Below are 22,455 nucleotides of genomic sequence, written 5' to 3'. Positions count from 1 at the left end.
CGCGTCGCCGGCTCACCGGCCTCGATAGCGTAGAGGCGGCGGCCTTCCACGGGCAATCGCCCTCCGCCTGCCAGGACGTCACCTCCTCAGCGCGCCACCGGCCACGTCGACGGGCCCATCACGGACCGCCGTCCGGATCGTCCGTCGCCGTCGTCGCGGCCCGGGCCTGGAAGATCTCGCGCACGCGGCCGAGCTCCGCCGGCTCCGCGAGCACGTCGAGCCTGTCGCCGACCTCGAGGATCGTTTGCCCCCGGGGCACGACGGTCCCGCCCTCTCGATGAATGGCGCGGATGAGCACCCCGGCAGGCAGGTCGAGCTCGGCGATGCGCTTGCCGACGACGGCGTCCCCGGGCACGAGCTCGAACGTGCGGGTCCTCGGCTCTGCGCCGGCGAGGGTGTGGGTCGTCGGATCGTAGTGCCCCGCGAGCTCGTTCACCACGGTCTCGGGGGAGAGGGGCGTATTCGTGGTGTAACCGGCGCGAGCGAGCAAGTGCGTCGCGACGGGCATCGTCAGCACCACGAACGCGATGATGACGATGGCCCGGGCGGTGACGGCGGGGTCGCGGAAATGAAGGGCGGAAGCCGAGATGATGCACGTCATCCCGAACACCGAGGCCTTCGATGTCACCTGGAGGCGCGTGAACAGGTCCGGCATGCGCAGGATGCCCACGGCCGCGAGCAGCATGAAGATGCACCCGACGACGAGGAGCGCGCCCTCGACGAGCTCGAGGATCACGACGTCTCCCCCTGTCGCTCGAGGTAATACGCGAACGCGATGGTGCCGAGAAAAAAGATGAGCGACAGCACCATCACCGCGTCGAGGAGGACGCCCTGGTCGGTCACCATCGCGTAGAGGGCGATGCCCCCGCTGCCGACCGTCGCCATGAGGTCCATGGCGACCACGCGGTCGGGGAGGCTCGGCCCGAGCAGGAGCCGGAGGAACGCGACGACGAACGCCACCGTGACGACGGCGATCGCGACGAGCAAGAGCGGGGTCATCGGAAGAGCTCCTTCACGCGGCGCTCGAGGTCGTTCTTGATGGTCGCGCGCAGCGCGTCGGCGCTGTCCACGAACATCGCATGAACGAAGAGGACCGTGCGGTCGCTCGAGACGTCGAGGCCAAAGGTGCCGGGCGTCAGGGCGAGGAGGGCCGTCAGCACCGTGATCTCGAGATCGGTCGTCAGATCCAGGGGGACCGCGACGATGCCGGGGCGGCTCTTTCGCCGGATCGACATGACGTCGCGAGCGACCCTGATGTTCGCCCGCACCATCTCTCTCGCATAGAAGAGCAGGAATGACAGCACCCCCGGCAGCTTCTCGAAATAGGTCGTGGGGCCGATCAGGCGCCGGAGCCCGAAGAGCAGGACGTACCCGAGGAGGAAGCCGAAGGCGAGGCCCCCTGCGGTGACGCGGCCGAGCAGGGTCACCCAGACGATCGCCAAAAACAGATTGAGGACGAGGGCTCTCATGGGCGCCCCTCCCCCAGCACGGTGCGCACGTATTCTGTCGGCTCGGCGAGCTGCGCGGCGGCCCGCCGGACGACGGCGAGGAGCGGCTCGGGCGCCATCCCGAGCGTGAAGCCCAGCGCGGTCAAGAGGACGACCGGCGCGTACAGGAGCGCGCGACGCCGCGCCCCGCCCTCGCGCGGGGCGAGGTCGGCCTCGGCGGGCGCGGGCTTCCAGAAGGCCTCGTTCCATATCTTCGTCATCGAAATGAGGGTGACGAGCCCGACGGCGAGGCTGGTGGCGACGACGGCCGCGGCCCCTCGCGAGCCGACCTCGAGCCCCGACCGCACCAACATGAGCTTGCCCCAGAACCCCGACAAGGGCGGCATGCCGGCGAGGGAGAGGGCCGTGACGAGGAAGCAGGCGGAGAGCCCAGGGCTCCGCGCGAGGAGCCCGCCCTGGAGGTCGAGGGGGACGTCTCTCCTGCCGGATCGCATGATCCCGCTGATGAGGAAGAGGTTCGACTTGATGATGGCGTGGTGCAAGACGAAGAAGATCGCCCCCGAGAGCGACGACAACGTGAACAGGCCGAGGCCCATGACCATGTAGCCGACCTGGCTCACGCTGTGAAACGCGAGGATCCGCCGGACCTCCCGGTGGGACACGGCGCCGAGCACGCCGACGGCCATGGTGAAGGCCGCGATCCCGAGGAGGAGCGCGTGTGTCGATTCCCCGTCGGCCACGAAGACGAGGGTGAAGATCCGCACGAGGGCGTAGACGCCCACCTTCGTCAAGAGCCCCGCGAACAGCGCGGTGACCGTCACGGGAGGCGTGTGATACGAGTCCGGCAGCCAGAAGAAGAGGGGGAAGACGGCGGCCTTGATGCCGAACGCGACGAGGAAGATCATCGCGAGGGTGAGCCGGATCGACGGCGCGAGGCTCGGCAGCTTGAGCGAGAGCTCGGCCAGGTTGAGGGCGTGCACGGATCCGTAAAGGACGCCGAGGCCGGTGAGGAAGAGGGCGCTCGCGATCAGGTTCATCGCGACGTACTTGATCGCGCCCTGCATCTGCGGCCGCTCGTTGCCGAGCACCAGGAGCACGAAGGACGCGATCAGCGTCACCTCGAACCAGACGTACAGATTGAAGAGGTCGCCCGTGACGAACACGCCGTTCGCCCCCATGAGGAGCACGTGCATGAGCGGGTAGAACCCGTGCGCCCGCCGTTCCCTGTCGATGTCCGACAGGGAGTAGATCGACGTGGCGACCGCGATGATGCCCGCGAGCAGGACCATCAGCGCCGAGAAGAGGTCGACCACGAAGGTGATGCCGTAGGGCGCGGGCCAGCCTCCGAGCTGGGTCGATTGAATGCCTCCGCGGTGCACGGCGCGGAGCAAGACGATACCGACGGCGAGCTGAAGGACGCTCCCGACGAGGCCGAGCGCGGGCTGCCTCCCCGCGCGCTGGAAGGAGAGGAGCGAGAGGGCCGCCGTGGTCATGGGGACGAGGACGGGCAGGACGAGGAGCACCTTCATGGGTCGGTCGATTCGAGAGAGTCGATGTCGTCGCTGCCCATGGTCCGATGAACGCGATGAAGGAGGACGACGGCGAACGCGACGACCGCGAAGCTGATGACGATCGCCGTCAGGATCAGCGCCTGGGCCACGGGATCGGCCGGCGGCGCGTGGAAGTCCGCTCCACCCCTGGGGATCAGCGGGGGGCGGCCGCGGACGACGCCGCCCGCCGTGAGGATGAGGAGGTTCGTCCCGTGCCCGAGCAGCACGAGGCCGAAGGCGAGCTTCACGATGCTGCGCCGGAGCATGAGGAACAGCCCCGACGCATAGAGCCCGCCGACGACGATCGCGAGGAGGACCGTCATGAGCTCATCTCCGCGGTCATGAGGACGATCAGGAGCACCATGCCCATCACGGCGGCATACACGCCGGCGTCGAACAGCACCGGAGTCCCCACCGCGACGTCGCCCAGCCCCGGCACCGGGACGGTCGCCCACACGCCCTGCAGGAAGGCTCCGCCGGCCACGAGCCCGATGACCCCCGAGAGCAGGATCGTCGAGAGCCCGAGCCCCATGAGCGTCTGGGGCGCGACGCGGAGCAGCCGCCGCGTCGAGGGGACGTCGTACGCGAGGACGTGGAGCGAGAACGCCGACGCGATGATGAGCCCGCCGACGAACCCGCCCCCGGGCTCGTGGTGACCGCGGAGGAGCGCGTAAATCGAGACGATGATCAGGAGCACCATCAAGACCGGCGCCGCGGCGCGCAGGATCAAGGAGGGCACGGCTCAGGCTCCCTTCCGCGTACGGGCCGCGAGCAGCGCATAGACCCCGATCCCGGCCACGCAGAGGACCGTGGACTCCCCCATCGTGTCCATCGCCCGGAAGTCCACGAGGATCACGTTGACGATGTTCCGCCCGTGGGCCTCGGCGAACCCCTTCTCCACGAAGAACTCGCTCAGGATCGGCTCCGGGGAGAGCGACGACGACATGAGGATCAACAGGGTCACCGTGCCCCCGAAGATCACGGAGACGATCGCGTCCGGGATCCACACGCGCGCGGAGGATCGGGGCACGAAGCGCGGCAGGTGGTGCAGGACGAGGACGAAGATGACGATCGTCAGCACCTCGACCATGATCTGCGTCAGCGCGAGATCGAGCGCGCTGAAGATCACGAAGATGAGCATGACGCAGATGCCGATCGCGCCGAGCGCGGCGACGACGGCGAGGCGCGATTGCGTGCGCGTCGCCATGGCCGCGGACCCGAGGATGACGCCCGCGAGCACGAGCTCCGGGAGCTCCACGGTGAGCGACGGGACCGTGAAAGGGAGGCTCCGGAGCAGCGGCGTGCCGACGAGCACGACCGTCGTCAGGACGGTGACGAGCAGGTATTGGCGCAGATGCCCCGTCTGGAGCCGCCTGGTCAGCCACTCCGCGAACCGGAGGAGCCCCGCGAAGGCGGCGTCGTACACGCGCGCGGGGCCCCACGCTCCGAGGCGCGTGGCGGCGCGCGTGGCGGCGTCGAGGAGGCGCGCTTCCCGGCCGGAGAGGACGCGGAAGAGGCCGAGGCCGGCGAGGAGGGTCGCGACGCTGAGCCCGAGCACGGGGGTCAGGCCGTGCCACAGGTGCAGCTCGAGCGGCGCGGATCGGCCGAGGATGGCGGTCGCCGCCAGGCCCGGGAGGTCGCCGAGGAGCCGCGGCGCCACGCCGAGGACGAGGCTCGCCGCCGCGAGCGTGGCAGGCCCGAGCCACAAGGACGGCGGCGCTTCGTGGGGGAGCGTGGGCGCCGCCGGGGATCCCCCGAAGAAGGGGCGATGGGCGACGACCAGGCTCACCACGACGAGGAGGGCGCTCGACAGGACCGCGGCCCCGGCGAGCACCGCCGTCATCGAGGGCGGCGCGAGGACCGCCTCGTAGAAGAGCTCTTTCGACAGGAAACCGAGGAGGGGCGGCGCCCCGGCGCTCGAGAGCGCCGCCAGCACGGCCGCCGTCGCGGTGATCGGCATTCGCCGCGCGAGGCCCCGCAGACGGGTGACGTCGCGGGTCCCGGTCTCGTGATCCAGGGTCCCGGCGGTCATGAAGAGCGCGCCCTTGTACAGCGAATGCGCGGCCAGATAGACCACCGCCGCGGAGACGGCCGCGCGGGTCCCGACGCCGAGGAGCATCGTGAGGAGGCCGAGCACGCTCACGGTCGAATAGGCGAGGATCCGCTTGAGATCCTTCTGCGCGACCGCGAGCGCCGCGCCCATCACCATCGTGGCGGCGCCGAAGCCCGTCACGACGAGGTACCATGCGCGCGTCGCGCCGAGCGTGGGGTGCAGGCGCGCGAGCAGATAGACGCCGGCCTTCACCATCGTGGCCGAGTGCAGGTACGCGCTGACCGGCGTGGGCGCCTCCATCGCCCGAGGGAGCCAGAAATGAAAGGGCACCTGCGCCGATTTCGTGAACGCTCCCGCGAGGACGAGGAGCAGGATCGGCAGGTAGAGGGGGCTGTCGCGGACGACGTCGCCCGAGAACCGCGAGATCTGCGTCTCTCCGGTGACCACGGCGAGGAGGACGAGGCCCGCGAGCATGGCGAGCCCGCCGCCGCCCGTCACGAGGAGCGCCGTCAAGGCGGCTTTGCGCGCCTCCGGCCGCTCGTGGTCCCACCCGATGAGGAGATACGAGCTCACGCTCGTGAGCTCCCAGCACACGAAGAGGAGAATGACGTCGTCGGCGAGCACGAGGCCCGCCATGGATCCGGTGAACAGGAGCAGGTAGGCGTAAAACCGCCCGAGCCGCGGGTGCGAGCGCAGGTATTCGCTCGCGTACACGACGATCAGCGCCCCGATGCCGCAGATGAGCCCGAGGAACAAGAGCGAGAGCCCATCCAGCCTCACCGCGAGCTCCACGCCGAGCGACGGGATCCACGGCAGCGACGCGTGATGCGCCTCTCCCGCGGCGAAGAGCCTCGGGGCGAGCTGCATCGCGAGCACGAGCGGAACGAGCGGGAGCGCCGCGAAGAGCCAGCCGGCCGGGCGCCCGAGCCCGCGATGGAGGGCCGGCGCCAGCAGCGCTCCGACGAATACGCTCAGGACAGCCCACAGCATCGCAGCACGTTCCCCTTCGATGCCGGCGAGGGCCCGAGGCGGGCCCCGGCGCGCTGCGCATCCGCGGAAAAGTCGGTCGCGAGGACGAGCGTCATGCGCGTGGCTCCGATTCCGAGCGAGCACGAGCGGCTCCAACCGCCCTGTCGGATGAACTGGGTGGAGCCGGAGCTCTCAGGGCGCAAGCTCCACCTCGGCGGCTGCCTGCGCTTGGCTGGAAAGCGGGCGCGTCGGCCGGATTCCGACCGGGCTCGCCGCGCTCAAGCGAGCGCCCATCGGGGAACGAGCCAGCATCGAGCCCACCTCGGCTCGCCTCGCCCGGCGTGCGGCGGACGGGCGCGCCGCGCCGTCGCCCGACGATCCGGCGGAAGGCGGCGACGCCGCTCGGAGCCGTGATCATCGTGCACGAACTCGGGACAATCCAGACCTGCTCTCCGCCTCGGAGGGCTCGTTCCGGCGCGCCCGGCCGTTTGACACCACGACGCGGGCTCCCCAGGGAGCCTCTCGATGAAGCTCTCAGCACTCCGCTCCGAGCGCGGGTACCTGCCGCTCGAGGACCACGGCCTCCTCGGGGATGGCACCACCGCCGCGCTCGTCGGGCGCGACGGGGCGGTGGTCTGGCTGTGCGCGCCGCGCTTCGACTCGCCGCCTGTCTTCTGCAGGATCCTCGACGCGGCGCGCGGCGGCGCGTTCACCGTGTCCCCGGACATCCTCGTCGCGTCCGGCCAGCGTTACATCGAGGACACGGGGATCCTGGTGACAGAGATGCAGAGCCCGACAGGCCTGCTCCGGGTCACCGACGCGCTCACGCTGCGCTCCGGCGCGGATCTCGCCGAGGACGTGGCCGCGGGGCGCGCCGAGCTGCTGCGCCTGGCGGAGGTCGTGGAGGGGAGCGTGGACGTGCGGATCGACGTCGCGCCGTACGGCGGCGCGACGGTGAGCCAGGAACGAGGCGGCTTGCGGCTCCGGTGCGGGGCCCGACCCGAGCTGGAGCTCTACCTCATGTCATCGCTCGATCTGACCGGCATGACCACGACCGTGAGGCTCCGCGCCGGCGAGCGCCTGCACGTGGCGCTCCGCCTCCGGAGCGCGCACCGGCACCGCGCCGTCCCGCCGGAGCAGCTGCTCGACGCGACGGCCGACGCATGGCGCCGCTGGGCCTCGGGCATCCAGTACGACGGGCCGGCGAGGGCGCTCGTGCGCCGCGCGGCGGTCACGCTCAAGCTGCTCGATCACTTCGAGTCCGGCGCGATGGTCGCCGCGCCGACCTCGTCGCTGCCGGAGGTCGTCGGCGGCGCGCGGAACTGGGATTACCGATATGCCTGGATCCGCGACGCCGCGTTCTCCGTGCATGCGCTCCGCCGGATCGGCCTCGCCGCCGAGGCGTGGGGCTTCCTCGGCTGGGCGCTCGACGCCGCCGACAGGGACGGCCGCCCGAGGGTGCTGTATGACCTCGACGGCGAGCCACCGCCGCCCGAGCGGCTCTGCGAGCGGCTCGAGGGGTATCGCGGCTCCCGGCCCGTGCGGTGGGGCAACGCGGCCATGGACCAGAAGCAGCACGACGTCTTCGGTGAGATCATCGATTGCGCCTACCAGTGGTCCTCGCGCGGCGGAGAGATCCGCCCTGCCCTGTGGTCCCGGCTCGTCCCGCTCCTCGACGGCGCGGCCCGCGAGTGGAGGCAGCCCGATCACGGCATCTGGGAGGTCCGCAGCGCAGGGCGTCCGTTCACCTACTCCGCGGCGTTATGTCAGGTCGCGCTCGATCGGGGGTGGCGGCTCGCAGAGCGCCACGGGCTGCCTGGAGACATCGACGGCCTGCGGCGAAAGGCGGAGGAGATCCGCCGGGCGATCCTCGAAGAGGCGTGGGATCCGCGCGTCAGGGCGATCACCTCGGCGCTCGGCGGAGGGCCGCTCGACGCGAGCGCGCTGGCGCTCCCGCTGCGCCGGGTGATCTCCGCCGATCACCCGCGGATGATCGCCACGACGGAGGCCATCGCGACCGGCCTCCGGGCGGGCGATGGGCTCCTGTATCGTTACCTTCCCGGCGAGTACGACGACGGCGTCGCGGAGTCCGGCGAGGGCGCCTTCCTCCTCTGCAGCTTCTGGCTCGTCGACAACCTGACGGCGCAGGGGCGGGTCGACGAGGCGCTCTCGCTGTACAAGGAGCTCTGCGCCCGCGCGAGCCCGATCGGCCTGCTGCCGGAGCAGATCGAGCCGGCGACCGGCGCCTTCGTCGGGAACTTTCCCCAGGCGTTCAGCCACGTCGGGCTCATCGCCAGCGGGGTGAGCCTCGCGCGCGCGCTCGGCCAGCGCGGACGAGAACGAGCGCAGGAGACCGGATGACGCGAACTCGACTGGCTGGCCGCCGCAAGGCGGACGCCGCCGGCGTGGAGGCAGGGCGCGCGCCGCGGGCTGTCTTCCTGGATGCCACCGGCGCGCCGCCAGCTCGCCTGCCCGTGCGTCGCTGACACGCATTCGCGGCGCTGGATCGGGCGCGGACCTTGCGCCCTGAGGGCGCACACGTCGCGCCCCGCGTGGGGCCCCGGCAAGGGAGGCATCGAATGTACATTCTTTTCATCCTGGTGCTGCTCGGCGCCGGAGCAGCCCTGATCGCGTGGGGGAGCTGGATGCGCAGGCGCCTGCCCGTCGCGGCGGGTGCGCTGCTCGCGGCGGGCACGCTCGCGTTCTTCGGGTTCCTGAGCTTCTGGGGCGAGTACCTCTGGTTCGCCGAGCTCGGTTACACGGCGCGCTTCTGGAAGGCGACGCTGGCCCGGTTGATCGCGGCGCTCGTGGCCGCTTCGCTCGGCGGGCTCCTCGTCTTCCTGCTGACCCGCCCTGCGCGGTCGCTCGGCGCGCGCCGCATCCCGACGCTGCTCGGCGCGGTGTTCGGCGCCCTCTGGGGCTTCTTCGGCTGGGAGGTGATCCTGCGCTTCCTCGCGCAGGTGCCCACGGAGGTGCGCGACCCCATCCTCGGCCGGAGCACTTCGTTTTACCTGTTCTCGCTGCCGTTCTACGATGCGGTTTCCTTCCTGCTGGGGACCCTCGCGCTCTTCGCGCTCGCCGGGGCGGCGGTCGACGCGGACCTCACGTCGGCGCGGCGGACGGCCCGCCCCACCGCGGAGCACGTCGCGGCGCCTCCTGCGGAGCACGTCGCGGCGCCGCCTGCGGAGCACGTCGCGGCGCCGCCTGCGGACCTTCCTGCGGAGCGCGCCGCAACGCCGGACATCGCGGCTCCCGCCGCGGACGCCGCGCCCGCCGGCGCCGCGCGGTACCGCGCGGTCTTCTTCTCTCTCGGCGCGCTCGCGCTCGTCGTCGCCTGGGGGCGGTGGCTCGGGGCCTATCACCTCATGTACTCGTCGCGGGGCGTGGTCGTGGGCCCGGGCTGGACCGACGTCCACGTGCGCCTCCCCGCCACCCGGATCATCGCCGTCATCGCGGCGCTCGTGGGGATCGCGCTCTTCCTCCCGCCCGTGCAGCGCGCCCTCTGCCGCTCCGCCGCCGTCGAGCGCAGCGCGGGCCGGCGCGCCCTGGCGAAGCTCGCCGCGCTGCCGGCGCTCCTCGTGGCGGTGCCGTGGGCGCTCGGCATGTACGTGCTCCCGGCGCTCGTCCAGTGGCTCAAGGTGGTGCCCAACGAGCTCGCGCTCGAGCGCCCCTACCTCGCCCACAACATCGCGTTCACCCGCGCGGGGTTCCGCCTCCACGACATCGAGGTCACCGAGTTCCCCGTCTCCGACCGGCTCACCCGCGAGACCCTGGCGGACAACCAGGATCTCCTGTCCGAGGTGCGCCTCTGGGACCCGCGCGCGCTCGACGCCGTGATCCATCAGTTCCAGGCGATCCGCCTCTATTACGAGATGCCTGGCATCGACATCGATCGCTACGCCGTGGGCGACCGCTACCGGCAGGTCATGCTCGCCCCGCGCGAGCTCAACGCCGAGAACCTGCCGCCCGAGCACCAGACCTTCGTCAACCGTCGCTTCAAGTACACGCACGGCTACGGCGTCGCAATGGCCTCGGCGCACGACTTCACGCACGACGGGCAGCCGAACCTGCTCGTGAAGGACATCCCGCCCGTGTCCGCCTCGCCCGAGCTCGCGGTCGAGCGGCCGGAAATCTATTATGGAGAGACCACCCACGGCTACGTGGTGGTCAACTCCAGGGAGCCGGAGTTCGATTATCCGAGCGGCTCGGAGAACGTCTACACGCGCTACGCGGGCACCGGCGGGATCGAGCTCGACGGCTTCTTCCGCAAGCTCCTCTTCGGGTGGAAGCTCGGCGGCACGAGCCTCCTCGCGTCCGGCATCCCCACGGACGACAGCCGGGTGATGTTCCGCCGGGAGGTCCGCGAGCGCGTCGCGGCGATCGCCCCCTTCCTGGCCCTCGATCGCGATCCGTACATCGTCGTCGCCGGCGGGCGGCTCCACTGGATCCTCGATGCGTACACCACGTCGAGCTATTACCCCTACAGCGAGAGCTTCTTCTCCGCCGAAGGCGCCGGGATGAGCGGAGGGCGCGCGCCGGGCGACGCGGGCGGGCGGGCAGAGTTCACGCATCACCTCCGCCGCGCGAACTACGTGCGCAACTCGGTCAAGGCGGTGGTCGACGCCTACGACGGCTCGGTGCGGCTCTACGTCTTCGAGCCGGAGGATCCGATCCTCCAGGTCTACAGCCGCATCTTCCCCGGCCTGCTCCTGCCGCGCGAGGAGATGCCGGCGGAGCTCCGCGCGCACGTGCGTTATCCGGAGGATTTCCTCCTCGCGCAGGGCCTCGTCTACGCGAAGTACCACATGACGGATCCCGAGGTGTTCTACAACCAGGAGGACCTCTGGGCGCGCGCGACCGAGAAGTACTACGACAAGGTCCAGCCGGTGGAGCCCTATTATGTGATGTGGAAGCCGCCGGGCGAGGGTCGGCCCGAGTTCACCCTGATCCTGCCGTTCACGCCGAAGGACCGGCAGGTGCTCATCGGCTGGATCGCCGGCATGTCCGACGGCGACGACTACGGGCGCATGCTCGCGTACAAGTTCCCGAAGGACACGCGCGTGCTCGGCACCCAGCAGATGGACACCAAGATCGATCAGGATCCGGTGCTGTCGGCGCGGCTCTCCCTGTGGAGCCAGCGCGGTCAGAAGGTGCTCCGCGGCAACGCGCTGGTCATCCCCGTCGAGGACACGCTCCTTTATGTCGAGCCGATCTTCCTCCAGGCGGACACGGCGGCGTATCCGGAGCTCCGCGTCGTGGTGGTGATGCACGGCGACCGGATGAGCTACGCGAGCTCGCTCGACGCGGCGCTGCGCGGGCTCGTCGAGGGCGGGCCGCCCCCGGAGCCGGCCGCGGGCGGCCTGCCCGGCGTGCCGGAGGCCCCCGGCGCGCGCGGCGTGACCGACGCGCTGGCGCAGCGGGCCAACGACGCGTTCGCGAGCTACCTGCGCCTGCTCGGCGAGCGTCGCTTCCACGAGGCCGCCGGGGCGCTCGACGCGCTGAGCCGGACACTTGAGGAGCTAGAGGGGCCATCGGCCTTGCTCGACGAGCGGTCGCGGGGACGCCCGCGCCGCTGAACGGCGCCACGTCGCCGGCCATGTCGCTCGTGCCGAGCGTGCTGCCGCCGAAGTCCGCCGAGCCCCAACCACCCGACCATGCACTTGGCCACGCGCGGGCGCTTCGCCCTCGAGGCGCCCGAGGCGACGGCCTGAGGTCCGATTCCTGCTGCGCCCCACGAAAGGGTTGACACGGACGGATCTGTATTGTCGAATACAGAAGCTCAAGGCTATCCCTATTCAAGCGCCCTAGAAACACGCCTGTCTCCTGGGCCGTGCTGCGGCGCCGTTCGCGAGATCCGCCTTTCGTTTCGCGAGGTGCCGGGGAGAGAACCGGCTCGGCGGACTGCGGATCTCGTGAACGCACCGCACCCGCTCGCTGGCCTCCGCCGTCGAGCCCTGCCTCGCGACGCGCTCATCACGGTGGGTCGCGTGGCGGTCGATTTCCACGATTGCAGTGGAAGGAGTCTGATGATCATGGTTCGAATGAAGCGACTCATCATGGTCGGCCTCTGCGCGGCGTCCTCGGCAGCCGCTTGCGACGGCGTGCCGTCGGGCGAGGGCGAGCTCGGCCCCTCGGAGAGCATCGCGACCGCGGAGCAGCCGCTGACGCACAGCTGGAGCGCGTCCTTCGGCGACCCTGACTATCAGTACGGGGGCGACGTCGTCGTCGATGGGTCCGACAACATCATCAACATCGGATTCATCGGATACGGCGGGACCGTGGATTTCGATGGCGCGGGCGGAGCGCCGGCCCTGAGCACGTCCACCGCAGCCGACTATGTCGCGAAGTTCACCGAGTACGGCGTCCACGTCTGGAGCAAGAGCTTCGATGGCGTCTCTTTCAACAAAGCCGCGGTGGACAGCAGCGACAACGTGTACGTCACCGGCATCACCATGGCGGAGTACGTCGACCTCGGCGGAGGAGCCATCTATGCCGGCGACGGCTTCGGCGTGGCCGTCGTGAAGCTCGACAGCAGCGGGAATCACGTCTGGAGCAAGGTGTTCAGCGGCTACGGCGCATCGGATTATGCGACTGGCATGGGTATCGCGGTCGACTCGTCGGGAGACGTGCTCATCACCGGTCCCACGATCGGCTACATCGAGATCGGCACCGAATCCAATTCGACATCCGAGTGGACATACAATGTCGACGCCTATGTGGCGAAGCTCGACGGCAGCGATGGAAGCCTGATCTTCGCCGACTTCTTCCCCGGCGATGGCGTCGCGTCACCCAACAGCATCGCGGTGGATCCCAACGACGACAGCTTCGCCGTCACCGGGCTGTTCGGCGGCGGCGTAGACTTCGGCGGAGGCGTGCTGATAAGCAACAGCGCATGGGCCTCACCCTACTACGAGAGCGGCTATGACGCGTTCGTGGCGAAGTTCGAGTCCGACGGCGATCACCTTTGGAGCAAGAGGTTCGGCGACGACTATTCTGCCCAAGGCATCGACATCGTGATCGACGACTCCGGAAACATCGACGTCATCGGCGAATTTAGCGGCGACGTCGACTTCGGGAGCAACACGCCAACGCTCACCAACACAGCATACGGTACAAACGATATGTTCCTGGTGCAGTTCAGCGCCGCCGGCACCGATCTGTGGAGCAAGCAGTTCGGCGACACGAGCTTCGACAACGATGACAAGGCCACGGGCGTGGCGGTCGACAGCGCAGGAAACGTGAGCATCGTCGGGCACTTCAGGACCAGCATCGACTTCGGCGGCGGGACGCTGACCTGCGTAGGAGCTACCGATGTCGCCGTCGCCCAGTTCGATGACACCGGCGCCCACCTCTGGAGCGCCAATCTCGGCGGCGACAACGCCCAGCTGGGCAATGGCATCGCGGTGGACAGCTCCGGGAAGGTGACGATCTCGGGCGAATTCCACCACAGCGCAGACTTCGGCGGCAGCACCCTGGTCGACTTGCCCTCGTATTGGGTCGGGGGTGGCTCCATCTTCCTCGCCCAGCTCGCTCCCTGAAGCGCGGGCCTCTCGACCCCTCGATGCAGCGCCGGAGACCTCCCCGGGGAGCATCGTGAGCCGATGATCCTGGCGCGCGAACTGGCGCCGGCCTCGTAAGCGCGGTATCGACACGGCCTCCCGCGTCGTGCCGGAGGCCGCCGGCGGGTTCATCGTGGGTGCCATCCTTGGCGCTGCTTTCTCCCCCCGTGTACGCTCGCCCCGTGCGCTCGCCGCAGCAGCTCCGCGATCTCTTCTCCGCGTTCGCCCCGCGCGTCGTCTCCGCGCCGATCTCCCATTTCGGCCGCCTCCGGCAGAGCGCCGACACCTTCTGCGAGATCGCCCCCGCCTCCTCCGCCGAGCTCGCCGACGCCCTCGGGACGGCCCACCGCCACGGCGTCCCCGTGCGGCTCCGCGGGCAGGGCCACGCGCTGAGCGGCGCCTCCCTGCCCGCCGCGCACGAGCTCCTCCTCCGCACGGAGCGCCTCGGCGACGTCCGATTCGAGACCGAAGGCACCGTGACCGCGGGCGCCGGCGTCGTCCTCTGGAGCCTGCGCAACGTCGTGGAGCGCCACGGCTACACCGTGCCCGTCGTCAACGACGGCCACGCCGGGCCCTCGGTCGCCGGGTTCGTGGCCGCGGGCGGCTTCGGGCCGCGCTCCAACCTGCACGGGGGCTTCTGGGAGAACGTCGCGGCCCTGACGCTCGTCGACGGCACCGGCCGCCTCCAGCACGTCGACAGGCATCATGCGCTCTTTCCGTGGCTGTTCGGCGCGATGGGCCAGCTCGGCGTCGTCGTCGAGGCGACGCTCGATGTCTGCCCGCTGGACACCGCAGCTCCCCCGCCCTACCCGGCCGGCGCCGGCGCCAGCCGCGAGTCCATCGCCGCCTCGCCAGACCTGCAGGGCCCCGGTCCGGACGAGGCCGAGCGCGACGAGCGCCTCCTGTGGTTCACGCTGTTCACCCCGGGGAGGAGCCTCGCGAAGGCGCAGGCGCGGCTCGCCGCCCTCGAGGCGGAGCACGCGGGCCTGCTCTCGTACCGCCGGCGCTACGCGTACCCGATCCGCCAGCGGCGCCCGGTGCCGCCGCTCGTCTACCCGCGCGACGAGCCGTTCTTCGCGCTCGGCTCCTGGGGCGCGCTGCGCCTGCCCCCCGGCGACGCGGCGGGCCCGCTGCGCGCCTACGACGAGGCGCTCACGCGCGCCGCCATCGAGCTCGGCTGCCGCCGCTACATCCAGTCCGAGTCGGCCTCTGGCGCCGACGCCTACCGCGCGTGCTTCGGCGAGGAGACCTATGCGGCGCTCCGCGGCCTCAAGGCGCAGCAGGACCCGGGGGGCATCCTGAACCGCGGCTCCGTCTTCCCTGCTTGATCCGCCGAATCCCGATCGCGATCGCCTCGCCCGCCGCCTACCGATTCGCGCGCTTCTTCCACCGACTCGCCCGCTCCGCCCGCCGCCTCGCTCACCCGAACAGCGCCACGTACGGCGTGATCCCGAGATACGCCTTCGCCTCCAGCGGCGCGTCCGGCCGGTAGACCAGCTTCAGCATGACGCCCTGGCGCAGCAGCGTCGGCCACCCCCGGCCCGGCCAGGGCCGCGCGTCCGCCGGCCAGGCCAGGATCGCTTCGCGCTTGTCCGGCAAGCACGCGCCGAGCGCGACCAGCCGGTCCAGCGCCGTCCCCCAGCGGACATCGACGACAGGAAACGAGATCTCCAGGCCCAGCAACGGCTCCACCGCCGCGCCGACGTCGAGGTGGAAGCTGACATGGCTCGTGAAAGGAACCATGCTGTCGAGGAGCGCCTCGATATCCGCGATCGATCCTGGCCAGTCGATCCGCGCCAGGTACGCCGGGACATCGGCCTTCGCCATCGCGACCACCAGGCGGACCGCGGCGCGCCCCCGCACGGCGAGCGGGGCCACGTGCATCGCGCGCCCGCCCGGCGGCAGCCGCGCGATGCACCGGAGCAAGGCGCCGTCGACCGCGGGCGGCGCGGGCTCGCCCAGCAGGAGCGCGAGCGCCCGCCGGATCACGCCCGTCTGCTCCGGAAGCCCCGCGCCGTCGCCCGCCGCGCCCGGCGCGCCGCCCGCAGGCGCCCAACCGGCCTCCCCCGGCCGCGCCGGCGCGACGCCGCCCGGCACCGCGGGATCGACGCAGGGAAACGGATACGGCGCCGGCACGGACGATGGCAGCCGCGCCCCGTCGTCGGGAAGGTCGAGCTCGAGCCAGAGCAGCGGGACACCGCGGTAGAGCGGCGAGCCAGGGTCCGCCCACTCCGCGCAAAACGCGGCCACCCGCGCCCACGCCGGCTCGGCGAGCAGGTTGAGATCGGCGCGCCGCCGCGCGAGCGCGCGGTGCCCGCCCTCCGCCGCCGTCAGACAGACCAGCAGGTCGACCCGCTCGGAGCCGCCGAGCCGGCACTCGACGGCTGCGCAGGAGGCCGCCGCGGGCAGGCCGGCCGCCGCCGCGGCGAGGCGCGCGTGCGCCGCCGGGGAGACCAGCGCCGGCGGGAGCAGCGCCGCGCCCTCGGCCATCAGCGCGTGCACCGGGACGATCACCCCGGGCCTCCCCGCGGGGCCGCGCCGCCCCGGCCGCCGGACAGGCCGCTCACGCCGGCGTCGGGCGAGCGCGCTTCACCTCGAACGCCCTCGGCAGCGTGCTCTCGGCCCTGCGCGACCTCGCCTGCACGCCGTAATGGCCGGGGATCACGTTGGCCAGGTTGAACCGCACATCCATCCGCGAGTTCATCCCCGTCACCACGTTCGAGACGACCCCGGCGATGACCGAAGTGCCCTGCACCAGCGAGCACGCCATCGTGCTCTCGAAATACGTGCCGTACACGACCGTCGTGACCTCTTGCCCGTGCACGCCGCTGTTCGGCTCGACGGCCGTGACATGGAGCACCGGGCCGATCCAGTTGACCACCGGGCTCACGGACCGGATCGGCAGGGCCTCGACCTCCTGCGCGACCGCGCCGGCGATGCGCTTCGGATCGCGGGTCCGCAAGAGCGCCTTCTGCTCATCCGAGAGGCCGGCTTGCGCCATGGCCCGCTCCGGATCCTCGCTGAAGGCGGCCTGCAGGTTGGGATCGCGCGCGAGATCGGCGATGAAGAACATCAACATGAGAACCGCTCCACGGCTAGGGTGATGGACGGGGCAAGGGCCCTGCGCCCACGCGCCGCCCGGCGCTCACCGGGACGACGTCCGATAATAGTAGATGTAATTCGATGTATCCCAGTTCGTCTCGACGATGTCCAGCTCCGTCGAGTACGAATAACGGACCTCCACCTCATCGCCGGGCCGGAGGCGCTGCGCGAACGAAACCCAGCTCCCGCCCGGGAGCGAGGCGACGTCGCGCGGCGCGACGGGCGCGCCGTTGCGGCGGATCTCGTCGATCTGCTCGATGACCGGGCGAGAGAGCGTGATCACGGCCTGCTCGCGCTCGATGCGGAACGTCTCGGTCGCCGACCGCAAGGCCTCCCGGCCCAGGTCGGCGAGCGCGATGGTCTCCTGCACCGTCATCGTGGCCGAGGACCAGACGGGCTCCCGGGTGAACCCGCCGCCCAGCCCGAGGTAGATCTGGAGCGGCGCGCCAAGCGCGTTCGGCGGCGGGGCCGGGCCCCAGCGGCCCGCGATCAGATCCAGCACGCCGTCGCCGCTCACGTCGGCCAGCGCGACGCCGGCCCCCCAGCCGGCGCTCGCCGACCTCCAGGTCGGGCCGCGCTGGCGCTCCGGCGCATAGGCCTCGAACCGGGTCGAGCTCGCGCCCGCGCCAGCGCCCGCCGCCCCCCGCCCGGGCGCGCCCGAGAGCCGCGCTCCGCCTGCAGGGGCGGTGCCAGCACCGAAGTCGTTGTAGGAGACCACGAGCCCGGTGGAGGCGCCGAGTCGCCCCGCGTCCAGGAACATCGGATACTGAATGGACTCGCTCGCCGTCCAGGCCGGCTCCCGGGGGAGGGAGACGACGCCGCCGTCCCGCAGCACGCCGCGGAAGATCGGTACGCCCGGCATCGCGACGGCGAGATCCAGGAGGCCGTCCCCGTCGATGTCGGCGAACTCCATGCCGAAGCTGTGATCGACACGCGCGCTCTTCCAGCTCGGCAGCGGGGACAGCGCGCCGCCGACGTTCTCGTAGATCCGCGCGGGGCCCGGCGCATACCCCTCCTCGAGCGCCACGGAGGCCGCGAGATCCAGATCCCCGTCGCCGTCCGCGTCGCCGAGCGCGCAGCCGACGCTCGAGTAGCCGTCCGCGCTGCGGTAGCCCGGCGTCGGCTCCAGCGCGCCGCCGCGGTTCCTGTACACCTTGACGTGCCCGAGCTTCACGGTGCCCGGCTCCCGGGGGCCGACGCTCACCGCGACATCGACCCAGCCGTCCCGATCGATGTCGCCCACGGCGAGCCCTGTGTTGTAGTCGGCGTCCGCCGACGACCAGCCGGGCTCCGGCGGGAAACGGCCCGTCCCATCGTTGTAATAAACGACGATCGGCTTTTTCTCCATGTCGTTGCCGTTCGCAACGACGATGTCCTTGAAGCCGTCGCCGTCGATGTCGGCCAGCCCGAGGCCCATCGAGTACACGTCCTCTTCATGGCGCGACCGCCAGCCCGGCTCCGCCGCATAGGGCAGCGGCCGGGCGACGAACGGCGAGAGCGCCTGCGCGTCCGATTGCACCGGCTCCGGCGGCGAGGCGAGGCCGGCCTGCGAGGTGCAGCCCAGGGCCGCGGCGAGCGCGGGCCAGAGGGCCGCGGCCCACGCCGGAGGCATCGAGGGGGCGCGCGCGGCGCGGGAGAGGCGGTGGTCCGTCGCGGTCGCCGAAAACGTCGCCATCGAGGTCAGGCTCCTGGGCCTCCGAAGCCCGGCAGGTAGAGCGCGGTCCATCGATCCGGGCGGCGGACCCCCTGGCGGGCCATCGCCTCGTCGGCCTGCGCGACGAGCGCGCGCCCGGCGTCGCCGCCGAGCAGCTCCCCCCGGCCGCGGCGGGCGCAGGCGCCGTGGAGCGCCATGTCCACCGCGTCGAAGCCGCGCGCCGCGGCGCCGAGCTGCACGATCGCCTCGCTGGGCCGGTCGCGGAGCCGCGCGACGCCCGCCCGGAGCAGCGCCGCGAGCGGGGCGCCGTCGCGCCGCACCTCCTGCTCGAGCCGGGCCGCGTCCGCCTCGGCCTCCCGGAGGAGCGGCTCCCGGCCGGAGCGCCGCGCCGCGGCCGCCGCGATCGCGGTCCGGCCGCGCAAGAGCAGCATGTCCATGCGGGCCGGCTGGACCCGCAGCTGCTGCGAGCGCTCGATGCCGCGCCACTCGGCGAGGAGCCGCGCGCGCGCCGCGTCGGCCTCCCCCTCGTACAGGTCCGCCAGGGTCTCGAGGCGCAGCGCGTAGAGGTGCTGCACGTGCATCGCCCCCCGCGCCCCCCTCGCCCAACGCGCGACCACCTCGCGCACGCACCTCCGCGCCTCGGCCGCGTCGTCCGCGGCGAGCAGCGGCACCGCGGACGCGATCGTCGCGGACACCGACGCGAAGAGGTTGCCCACCGCCGTCGCGCTGCGGCGCCAGCTCGCCGTGCGCTCCGCGAGCTCCACGAACCGGCCGAGCGCCTCCAGCGCGACCACGGCGCCGGCCTGCGCCAGGTTGCGCTCCATCTCGACGCCGACGCAGCGCTCCTCGAGCTGCCGGCGGGTGGCGTCGTAGTAGTCGAGCGCCTCGCGCCACGCCCCGCGCACGAGGTGCGCGCCGCCGACGTAGATGCGGATGACGCTGCCGAGCCGGCCGTCGCCGAGCCGCTCCGCGATCGCCTCGCCGCGCGCGAGCAGCCTCGACCCCTCCTCGATCGCCGACGGCGTCCCCTGGAACGCCGAGATGAGCCCGAAGGCGGAGAGGCCCAGGGCGACGCGGGACGGCTCGCCCGCGTCGAGCGAGAGCAGCAGGCTGCGGAACAGGAACACCGTCGACCGCAGCGGATCGACGTCGGTGAGCGCCTTGCTGACCGAGAGGCAGAGATCGATCCGCGTGAGCACCTCGGGCGGGATCTCGGCCGCGGCGCGCTCCTCGAACGCCTGGCCGCGCAGCCGGATGCGGGCGTAGAGCGCCGCCACGGTCAGGACCGCGCGCGCGGTCGTCGCCGGATAGCCGAGGCCCACCTCGGCGAGGAGCGGGACGAGCGCGGACGTGCCCTCCTCGAGGTGGCCGCCGACGAGGTACTGCTCGGTGGCGCGCCGGCGCAGATCGAGCGCCACGGCGGGCGGCGCGCCCTCGGCCGCCTCGAGGAAGAGCGGCGCCGCCTCGCGGCAGCGCCCGGCGTTCGCCAGCGCGGTCGCGCGCCGGACCTGGAGGTCGCGGCGCGCCTCGGCGGTGTCGCGTGGACCGCCGCGCCCCCACGCGAGCGCCTGCGCGTAGAGCTCGGCCGCGCGGTCGAAGGCCAGCGCGGCGCTCGCCAGATCGGCCGCGGCGGCCGCGTGCCGCGCCGCCTCGAGGAGCTCCCCCGCGCCGTGGAAGTGGACAAGGAGCGCCTGCGGATCGGCGCGCCCCGTCGCCTCGAACGCGCGCGCCAGCCGGGCGTGCCGGGCGGCGAGCGCCGCGGGATCGAGCGCGGCGAGGACGGTCTCGCGGATGCGGTCGTGGGTGATCTCGAGGCGCGGGCCGCCGCGGGCCTCCGTGATCCGGACCAGGTTGGCGGCGCGGAGCGGGGTGAGGCACGAGAGCGCCTCCTCGCCGAGCTCCGCGGCCGCGAAGGCGACCTCCTGTTCGATCGGGCATCCGGCGACCGCGACGATCTCGATGAGCCGCCGGGCGCGCTCGGGCATTTCGTCGATCCTGCTCATGATCACCCGCCGGAGGCTGATGTCGCCTCCCCCCCTAGACGGTGCGAGCGTGCCCCCGTCCCGGCTCGAGAGATACTGGATGAGCTCGCTCAGCGACAAGGGGCTTCCCTCGGACTCCCGGGCGATCGCCTGCGCGCGCTCGAGGCGCGCGCCCGCGGCGGGCCCGAGCCGCTCGATGGCCAGGCGCATCGCCTGCTCGTACGAGAGCGGCTCGACGGTCAGCTCGCGGAGCTCGACCGCGGCGCCGCACCGGGTGGCGAGCCGCCGGAGCTCGCCGACGGCGGCGCAGCGCTCCGCCTCGTCGCTCCGGTAGCAGGCGATGAGCAGGAGCCGCGGCGCGTCCGGGGGCGAGAGCAGCTCGGCGAGCAGGCGCGCGCTGTCCGCGTCGCCCCATTGCAGGTCGTCGATGCAGATCGCGAGCGGCCAGCGCGCCGCGAGGCGGCGGAAGAGCTCCTTGAGCGCCTGGAACGCGCGCCAGCGCGCCTGCCGCTCGTCCGGCGCCGCCGCGGGCGCGCCCTCGGCCTCGGCGCCCGGGACGGCGCGGAGCGCGGGGAAGAGCCGGGCGAGCGCGTGGATGTCGTCCGGCAGGACGCTCGCCGACTCGGCGGCCGGCATGCGCCGGAGGTGCTCGCAGAGCGCGTCGACGAGGCTGTCGAGTGCCTTGTAGGGCACCGACTCGCGCTCGTGGCAGCGCCCGGCGAGCACGGTGGCGTCGCCGCGCTCGCGCAGCGCGCGCAGGAAGCTCGACGCGAGGGCGCTCTTGCCCATCCCGGATCGGCCGGCGACGAGCACGACCAGCGTGCGCCCGCCGGCGCTCGCGCGGAAGCCGTCCTCCAGCGCGCCGAGCTCCCGCTCGCGCCCCACGAGCCGCTCGGCGCCCTCCGGCGGGGCGCGGAGCCACCGGACCGGGTGCGCCGCCCGCTCGCCGTGCAGGCGCTGCACGACCTCGGCGCCCGACGGCCGCGCGGCCGAGTCGCGCTGCAGGAGCGCCGCGCAGAGCTCGTCGAGGTCGCGCGGGACGCCGTCGACGAGCAGCGAGGGCGGCATCGGCGTCGACCAGAGCTTGGCGGAGATCGTGTCGACCACCGAGCCCGCGAACGGGAGCGCGCCGGTGAGCGCCTCGTAGAGCATCACCCCGACGCTGTACCAGTCGCTGGCCTCCGTCTCGGGCGCCGAGGTGATCCGCTCCGGCGGCATGTACGCCGGCGTGCCCACGAGGTCCTCGACGCTCGCCTCGCCCGGCGCCCTCGGCTTGAGCTCCTTGGCGATCCCGAAGTCGAGCAGCACCACGCGGCCGTCGCGCGTCACGAGGACGTTCGAGGGCTTGAGGTCGCGGTGGAGGATGTTGGCGGCGTGGAGCGCGGAGACCCCCTCGACGAGCTGCGAGAAGGCGGCCCGGAGCCGCCGCGTGTCGAGCGAGAAGGCCTGCCGGAGCGGTCGGGGCGGGCTGGTGGATATGCGCTCGGGCCAGCCGCCGTTCAGGCGCCTCGCCGGGGGCGCGGGGGTCCCGAGCAGCGCGTGGGTCACGTCGTCCGGGCCCGCGACGCCGGCGCCGGCGCCGGCGCCGGCGGACGCGCGCTCCACCCAGGTGCCGTCGTCCGTCGCGAACGGGCGCGCGGTGCTCGGCTCGAGCGACGCGCGGTCCACGAACGCGTCCGAGACGACCGTCTCCTGCTCGGCGTGCGCGCGGTGGCGGGGCAGCTGGACGCGCACGAAGCTGAGGAAGTCGATCCCGTCGACGAGCTCCATGGTGAAGCACCACGTCCCGCCGTCGGAGAGCAGCTCGTGCAGGGTGACCAGGTTCGGGTGCACGAGGTCGGCGAGGTGGCGGAACTCCTGCTTGAAGCGGAGCAGCGCGGTCGGCTCGGCCTGCTGGTAGAGGGCCTTGAGCGCGATCACGCAGCCGTAGCGCCGGTCGACGGCCTCGTAGACGGCGCCGAACCCGCCGGCGCCGAGCTGGCGCCGGATCTCGAAGCGCTCGCTGTACTCGAAGGCGCGGAGGGGCGTCATGCACGCCGCCCGGTGCGGAAGGCGGTCCGCCGGCGCGAGGCTCGGCCGGTGAGCGGGCGATCAAAGCTCGAGATCTTCCACGGCACAGACCGTAGGATATATCACCA

General features: G+C 72.2%; 15 protein-coding genes. 4 read left to right on the top strand and 11 right to left on the bottom strand.

Annotated features, from left to right (window positions below; genetic code table 11):
- Positions 1-118 precede the first annotated feature (118 nt).
- The 7 genes from mnhG to WME83_RS16195 are packed head-to-tail and all read right to left on the bottom strand — an operon-like array spanning position 119 to position 6,041.
- Complete coding sequence (gene mnhG, locus WME83_RS16225) at positions 119-736, bottom strand: monovalent cation/H(+) antiporter subunit G (RefSeq protein WP_437320190.1); 618 nt, start codon at positions 734-736, stop codon at positions 119-121.
- The gene (locus WME83_RS16220) at positions 733-999 is read right to left on the bottom strand and encodes a monovalent cation/H+ antiporter complex subunit F (RefSeq protein ID WP_437320189.1); all 267 of its coding nucleotides are present in this window, start codon (positions 997-999) and stop codon (positions 733-735) included. Before WME83_RS16220 ends, mnhG begins: the two co-directional genes overlap by 4 nt.
- Positions 996-1,469 (bottom strand): Na+/H+ antiporter subunit E, encoded by a 474-nt coding sequence (locus WME83_RS16215; RefSeq protein WP_437320188.1) that lies wholly within the window; start codon positions 1,467-1,469, stop codon positions 996-998. Before WME83_RS16215 ends, WME83_RS16220 begins: the two co-directional genes overlap by 4 nt.
- The gene (locus WME83_RS16210; protein WP_437320187.1) at positions 1,466-2,977 is read right to left on the bottom strand and encodes a proton-conducting transporter transmembrane domain-containing protein; all 1,512 of its coding nucleotides are present in this window, start codon (positions 2,975-2,977) and stop codon (positions 1,466-1,468) included. The genes WME83_RS16215 and WME83_RS16210 overlap by 4 nt, the downstream gene beginning before the upstream one ends.
- Positions 2,974-3,321, bottom strand: coding sequence for a Na+/H+ antiporter subunit C (locus WME83_RS16205; RefSeq protein ID WP_437320186.1), 348 nt, complete (start codon positions 3,319-3,321; stop codon positions 2,974-2,976). The genes WME83_RS16210 and WME83_RS16205 overlap by 4 nt, the downstream gene beginning before the upstream one ends.
- Positions 3,318-3,737 (bottom strand): Na+/H+ antiporter subunit B, encoded by a 420-nt coding sequence (locus WME83_RS16200; protein WP_437320185.1) that lies wholly within the window; start codon positions 3,735-3,737, stop codon positions 3,318-3,320. The genes WME83_RS16205 and WME83_RS16200 overlap by 4 nt, the downstream gene beginning before the upstream one ends.
- Positions 3,738-3,740: 3 nt before the next feature.
- A complete protein-coding gene (locus WME83_RS16195) occupies positions 3,741-6,041 on the bottom strand; it encodes a putative monovalent cation/H+ antiporter subunit A (protein WP_437320184.1) in 2,301 nt (766 codons plus the stop codon).
- 504 nt (positions 6,042-6,545) lie between these two features.
- Here WME83_RS16195 and WME83_RS16190 point away from each other — a divergent pair.
- The 4 genes from WME83_RS16190 (at position 6,546) to WME83_RS16175 (ending at position 14,907) form a co-directional block, all read left to right on the top strand.
- A complete protein-coding gene (locus WME83_RS16190; RefSeq protein ID WP_437320183.1) occupies positions 6,546-8,381 on the top strand; it encodes a glycoside hydrolase family 15 protein in 1,836 nt (611 codons plus the stop codon).
- Between the two features lie 218 nt (positions 8,382-8,599).
- Positions 8,600-11,596: a UPF0182 family protein gene (locus WME83_RS16185; protein WP_437320182.1), complete on the top strand. Its 2,997-nt coding sequence runs from the start codon at positions 8,600-8,602 to the stop codon at positions 11,594-11,596.
- A gap of 465 nt (positions 11,597-12,061) precedes the next feature.
- Complete coding sequence (locus tag WME83_RS16180) at positions 12,062-13,558, top strand: hypothetical protein (RefSeq protein ID WP_437320181.1); 1,497 nt, start codon at positions 12,062-12,064, stop codon at positions 13,556-13,558.
- Between the two features lie 203 nt (positions 13,559-13,761).
- The gene (locus WME83_RS16175; RefSeq protein ID WP_437320180.1) at positions 13,762-14,907 is read left to right on the top strand and encodes an FAD-binding oxidoreductase; all 1,146 of its coding nucleotides are present in this window, start codon (positions 13,762-13,764) and stop codon (positions 14,905-14,907) included.
- A 91-nt stretch (positions 14,908-14,998) separates the two neighbouring features.
- Here the strand turns inward: WME83_RS16175 and WME83_RS16170 are convergent, their stop codons facing one another.
- The 4 genes from WME83_RS16170 to WME83_RS16155 all read right to left on the bottom strand — a co-directional run bounded on the left by WME83_RS16170 (position 14,999) and on the right by WME83_RS16155 (position 22,348).
- Entirely contained in the window at positions 14,999-16,093 is a 1,095-nt protein-coding gene (locus tag WME83_RS16170; protein WP_437320179.1) for a hypothetical protein, read from the bottom strand.
- Positions 16,094-16,142: 49 nt separating this feature from the next.
- Positions 16,143-16,658, bottom strand: a complete 516-nt coding sequence (locus WME83_RS16165; RefSeq protein WP_437320178.1) for a hypothetical protein — start codon at positions 16,656-16,658, stop codon at positions 16,143-16,145.
- A 66-nt stretch (positions 16,659-16,724) separates the two neighbouring features.
- Positions 16,725-18,356 (bottom strand): FG-GAP repeat domain-containing protein, encoded by a 1,632-nt coding sequence (locus WME83_RS16160; RefSeq protein ID WP_437320177.1) that lies wholly within the window; start codon positions 18,354-18,356, stop codon positions 16,725-16,727.
- 5 nt (positions 18,357-18,361) lie between these two features.
- Positions 18,362-22,348: a serine/threonine-protein kinase gene (locus tag WME83_RS16155; RefSeq protein ID WP_437320176.1), complete on the bottom strand. Its 3,987-nt coding sequence runs from the start codon at positions 22,346-22,348 to the stop codon at positions 18,362-18,364.
- Positions 22,349-22,455: the final 107 nt, after the last annotated feature.

The organism is Sorangium sp. So ce385, assembly GCF_051474135.1.
Taxonomy (GTDB): domain Bacteria; phylum Myxococcota_A; class Polyangia; order Polyangiales; family Polyangiaceae; genus Sorangium; species Sorangium cellulosum_D.
The sequence above is the reverse complement of the archived record's forward strand: the minus strand, read 5'-3'. Positions and strand labels throughout refer to the sequence as shown.

Excerpts from the sequence above, each read along its gene's own strand:
- WME83_RS16220 (WP_437320189.1), bottom strand. The coding sequence starts at position 999 with ATGACCCCGCTCTTGCTCGTCGCGATCGCCGTCGTCACGGTGGCGTTC.
- WME83_RS16215 (WP_437320188.1), bottom strand. The coding sequence starts at position 1,469 with ATGAGAGCCCTCGTCCTCAATCTGTTTTTGGCGATCGTCTGGGTGACC.
- WME83_RS16210 (WP_437320187.1), bottom strand. The coding sequence starts at position 2,977 with ATGAAGGTGCTCCTCGTCCTGCCCGTCCTCGTCCCCATGACCACGGCG.
- WME83_RS16205 (WP_437320186.1), bottom strand. The coding sequence starts at position 3,321 with ATGACGGTCCTCCTCGCGATCGTCGTCGGCGGGCTCTATGCGTCGGGG.
- WME83_RS16195 (WP_437320184.1), bottom strand. The coding sequence starts at position 6,041 with ATGCTGTGGGCTGTCCTGAGCGTATTCGTCGGAGCGCTGCTGGCGCCG.
- WME83_RS16190 (WP_437320183.1), top strand. The coding sequence starts at position 6,546 with ATGAAGCTCTCAGCACTCCGCTCCGAGCGCGGGTACCTGCCGCTCGAG.
- WME83_RS16185 (WP_437320182.1), top strand. The coding sequence starts at position 8,600 with ATGTACATTCTTTTCATCCTGGTGCTGCTCGGCGCCGGAGCAGCCCTG.
- WME83_RS16180 (WP_437320181.1), top strand. The coding sequence starts at position 12,062 with ATGAAGCGACTCATCATGGTCGGCCTCTGCGCGGCGTCCTCGGCAGCC.
- WME83_RS16165 (WP_437320178.1), bottom strand. The coding sequence starts at position 16,658 with ATGTTGATGTTCTTCATCGCCGATCTCGCGCGCGATCCCAACCTGCAG.
- WME83_RS16160 (WP_437320177.1), bottom strand. The coding sequence starts at position 18,356 with ATGGCGACGTTTTCGGCGACCGCGACGGACCACCGCCTCTCCCGCGCC.
- WME83_RS16155 (WP_437320176.1), bottom strand. The coding sequence starts at position 22,348 with ATGACGCCCCTCCGCGCCTTCGAGTACAGCGAGCGCTTCGAGATCCGG.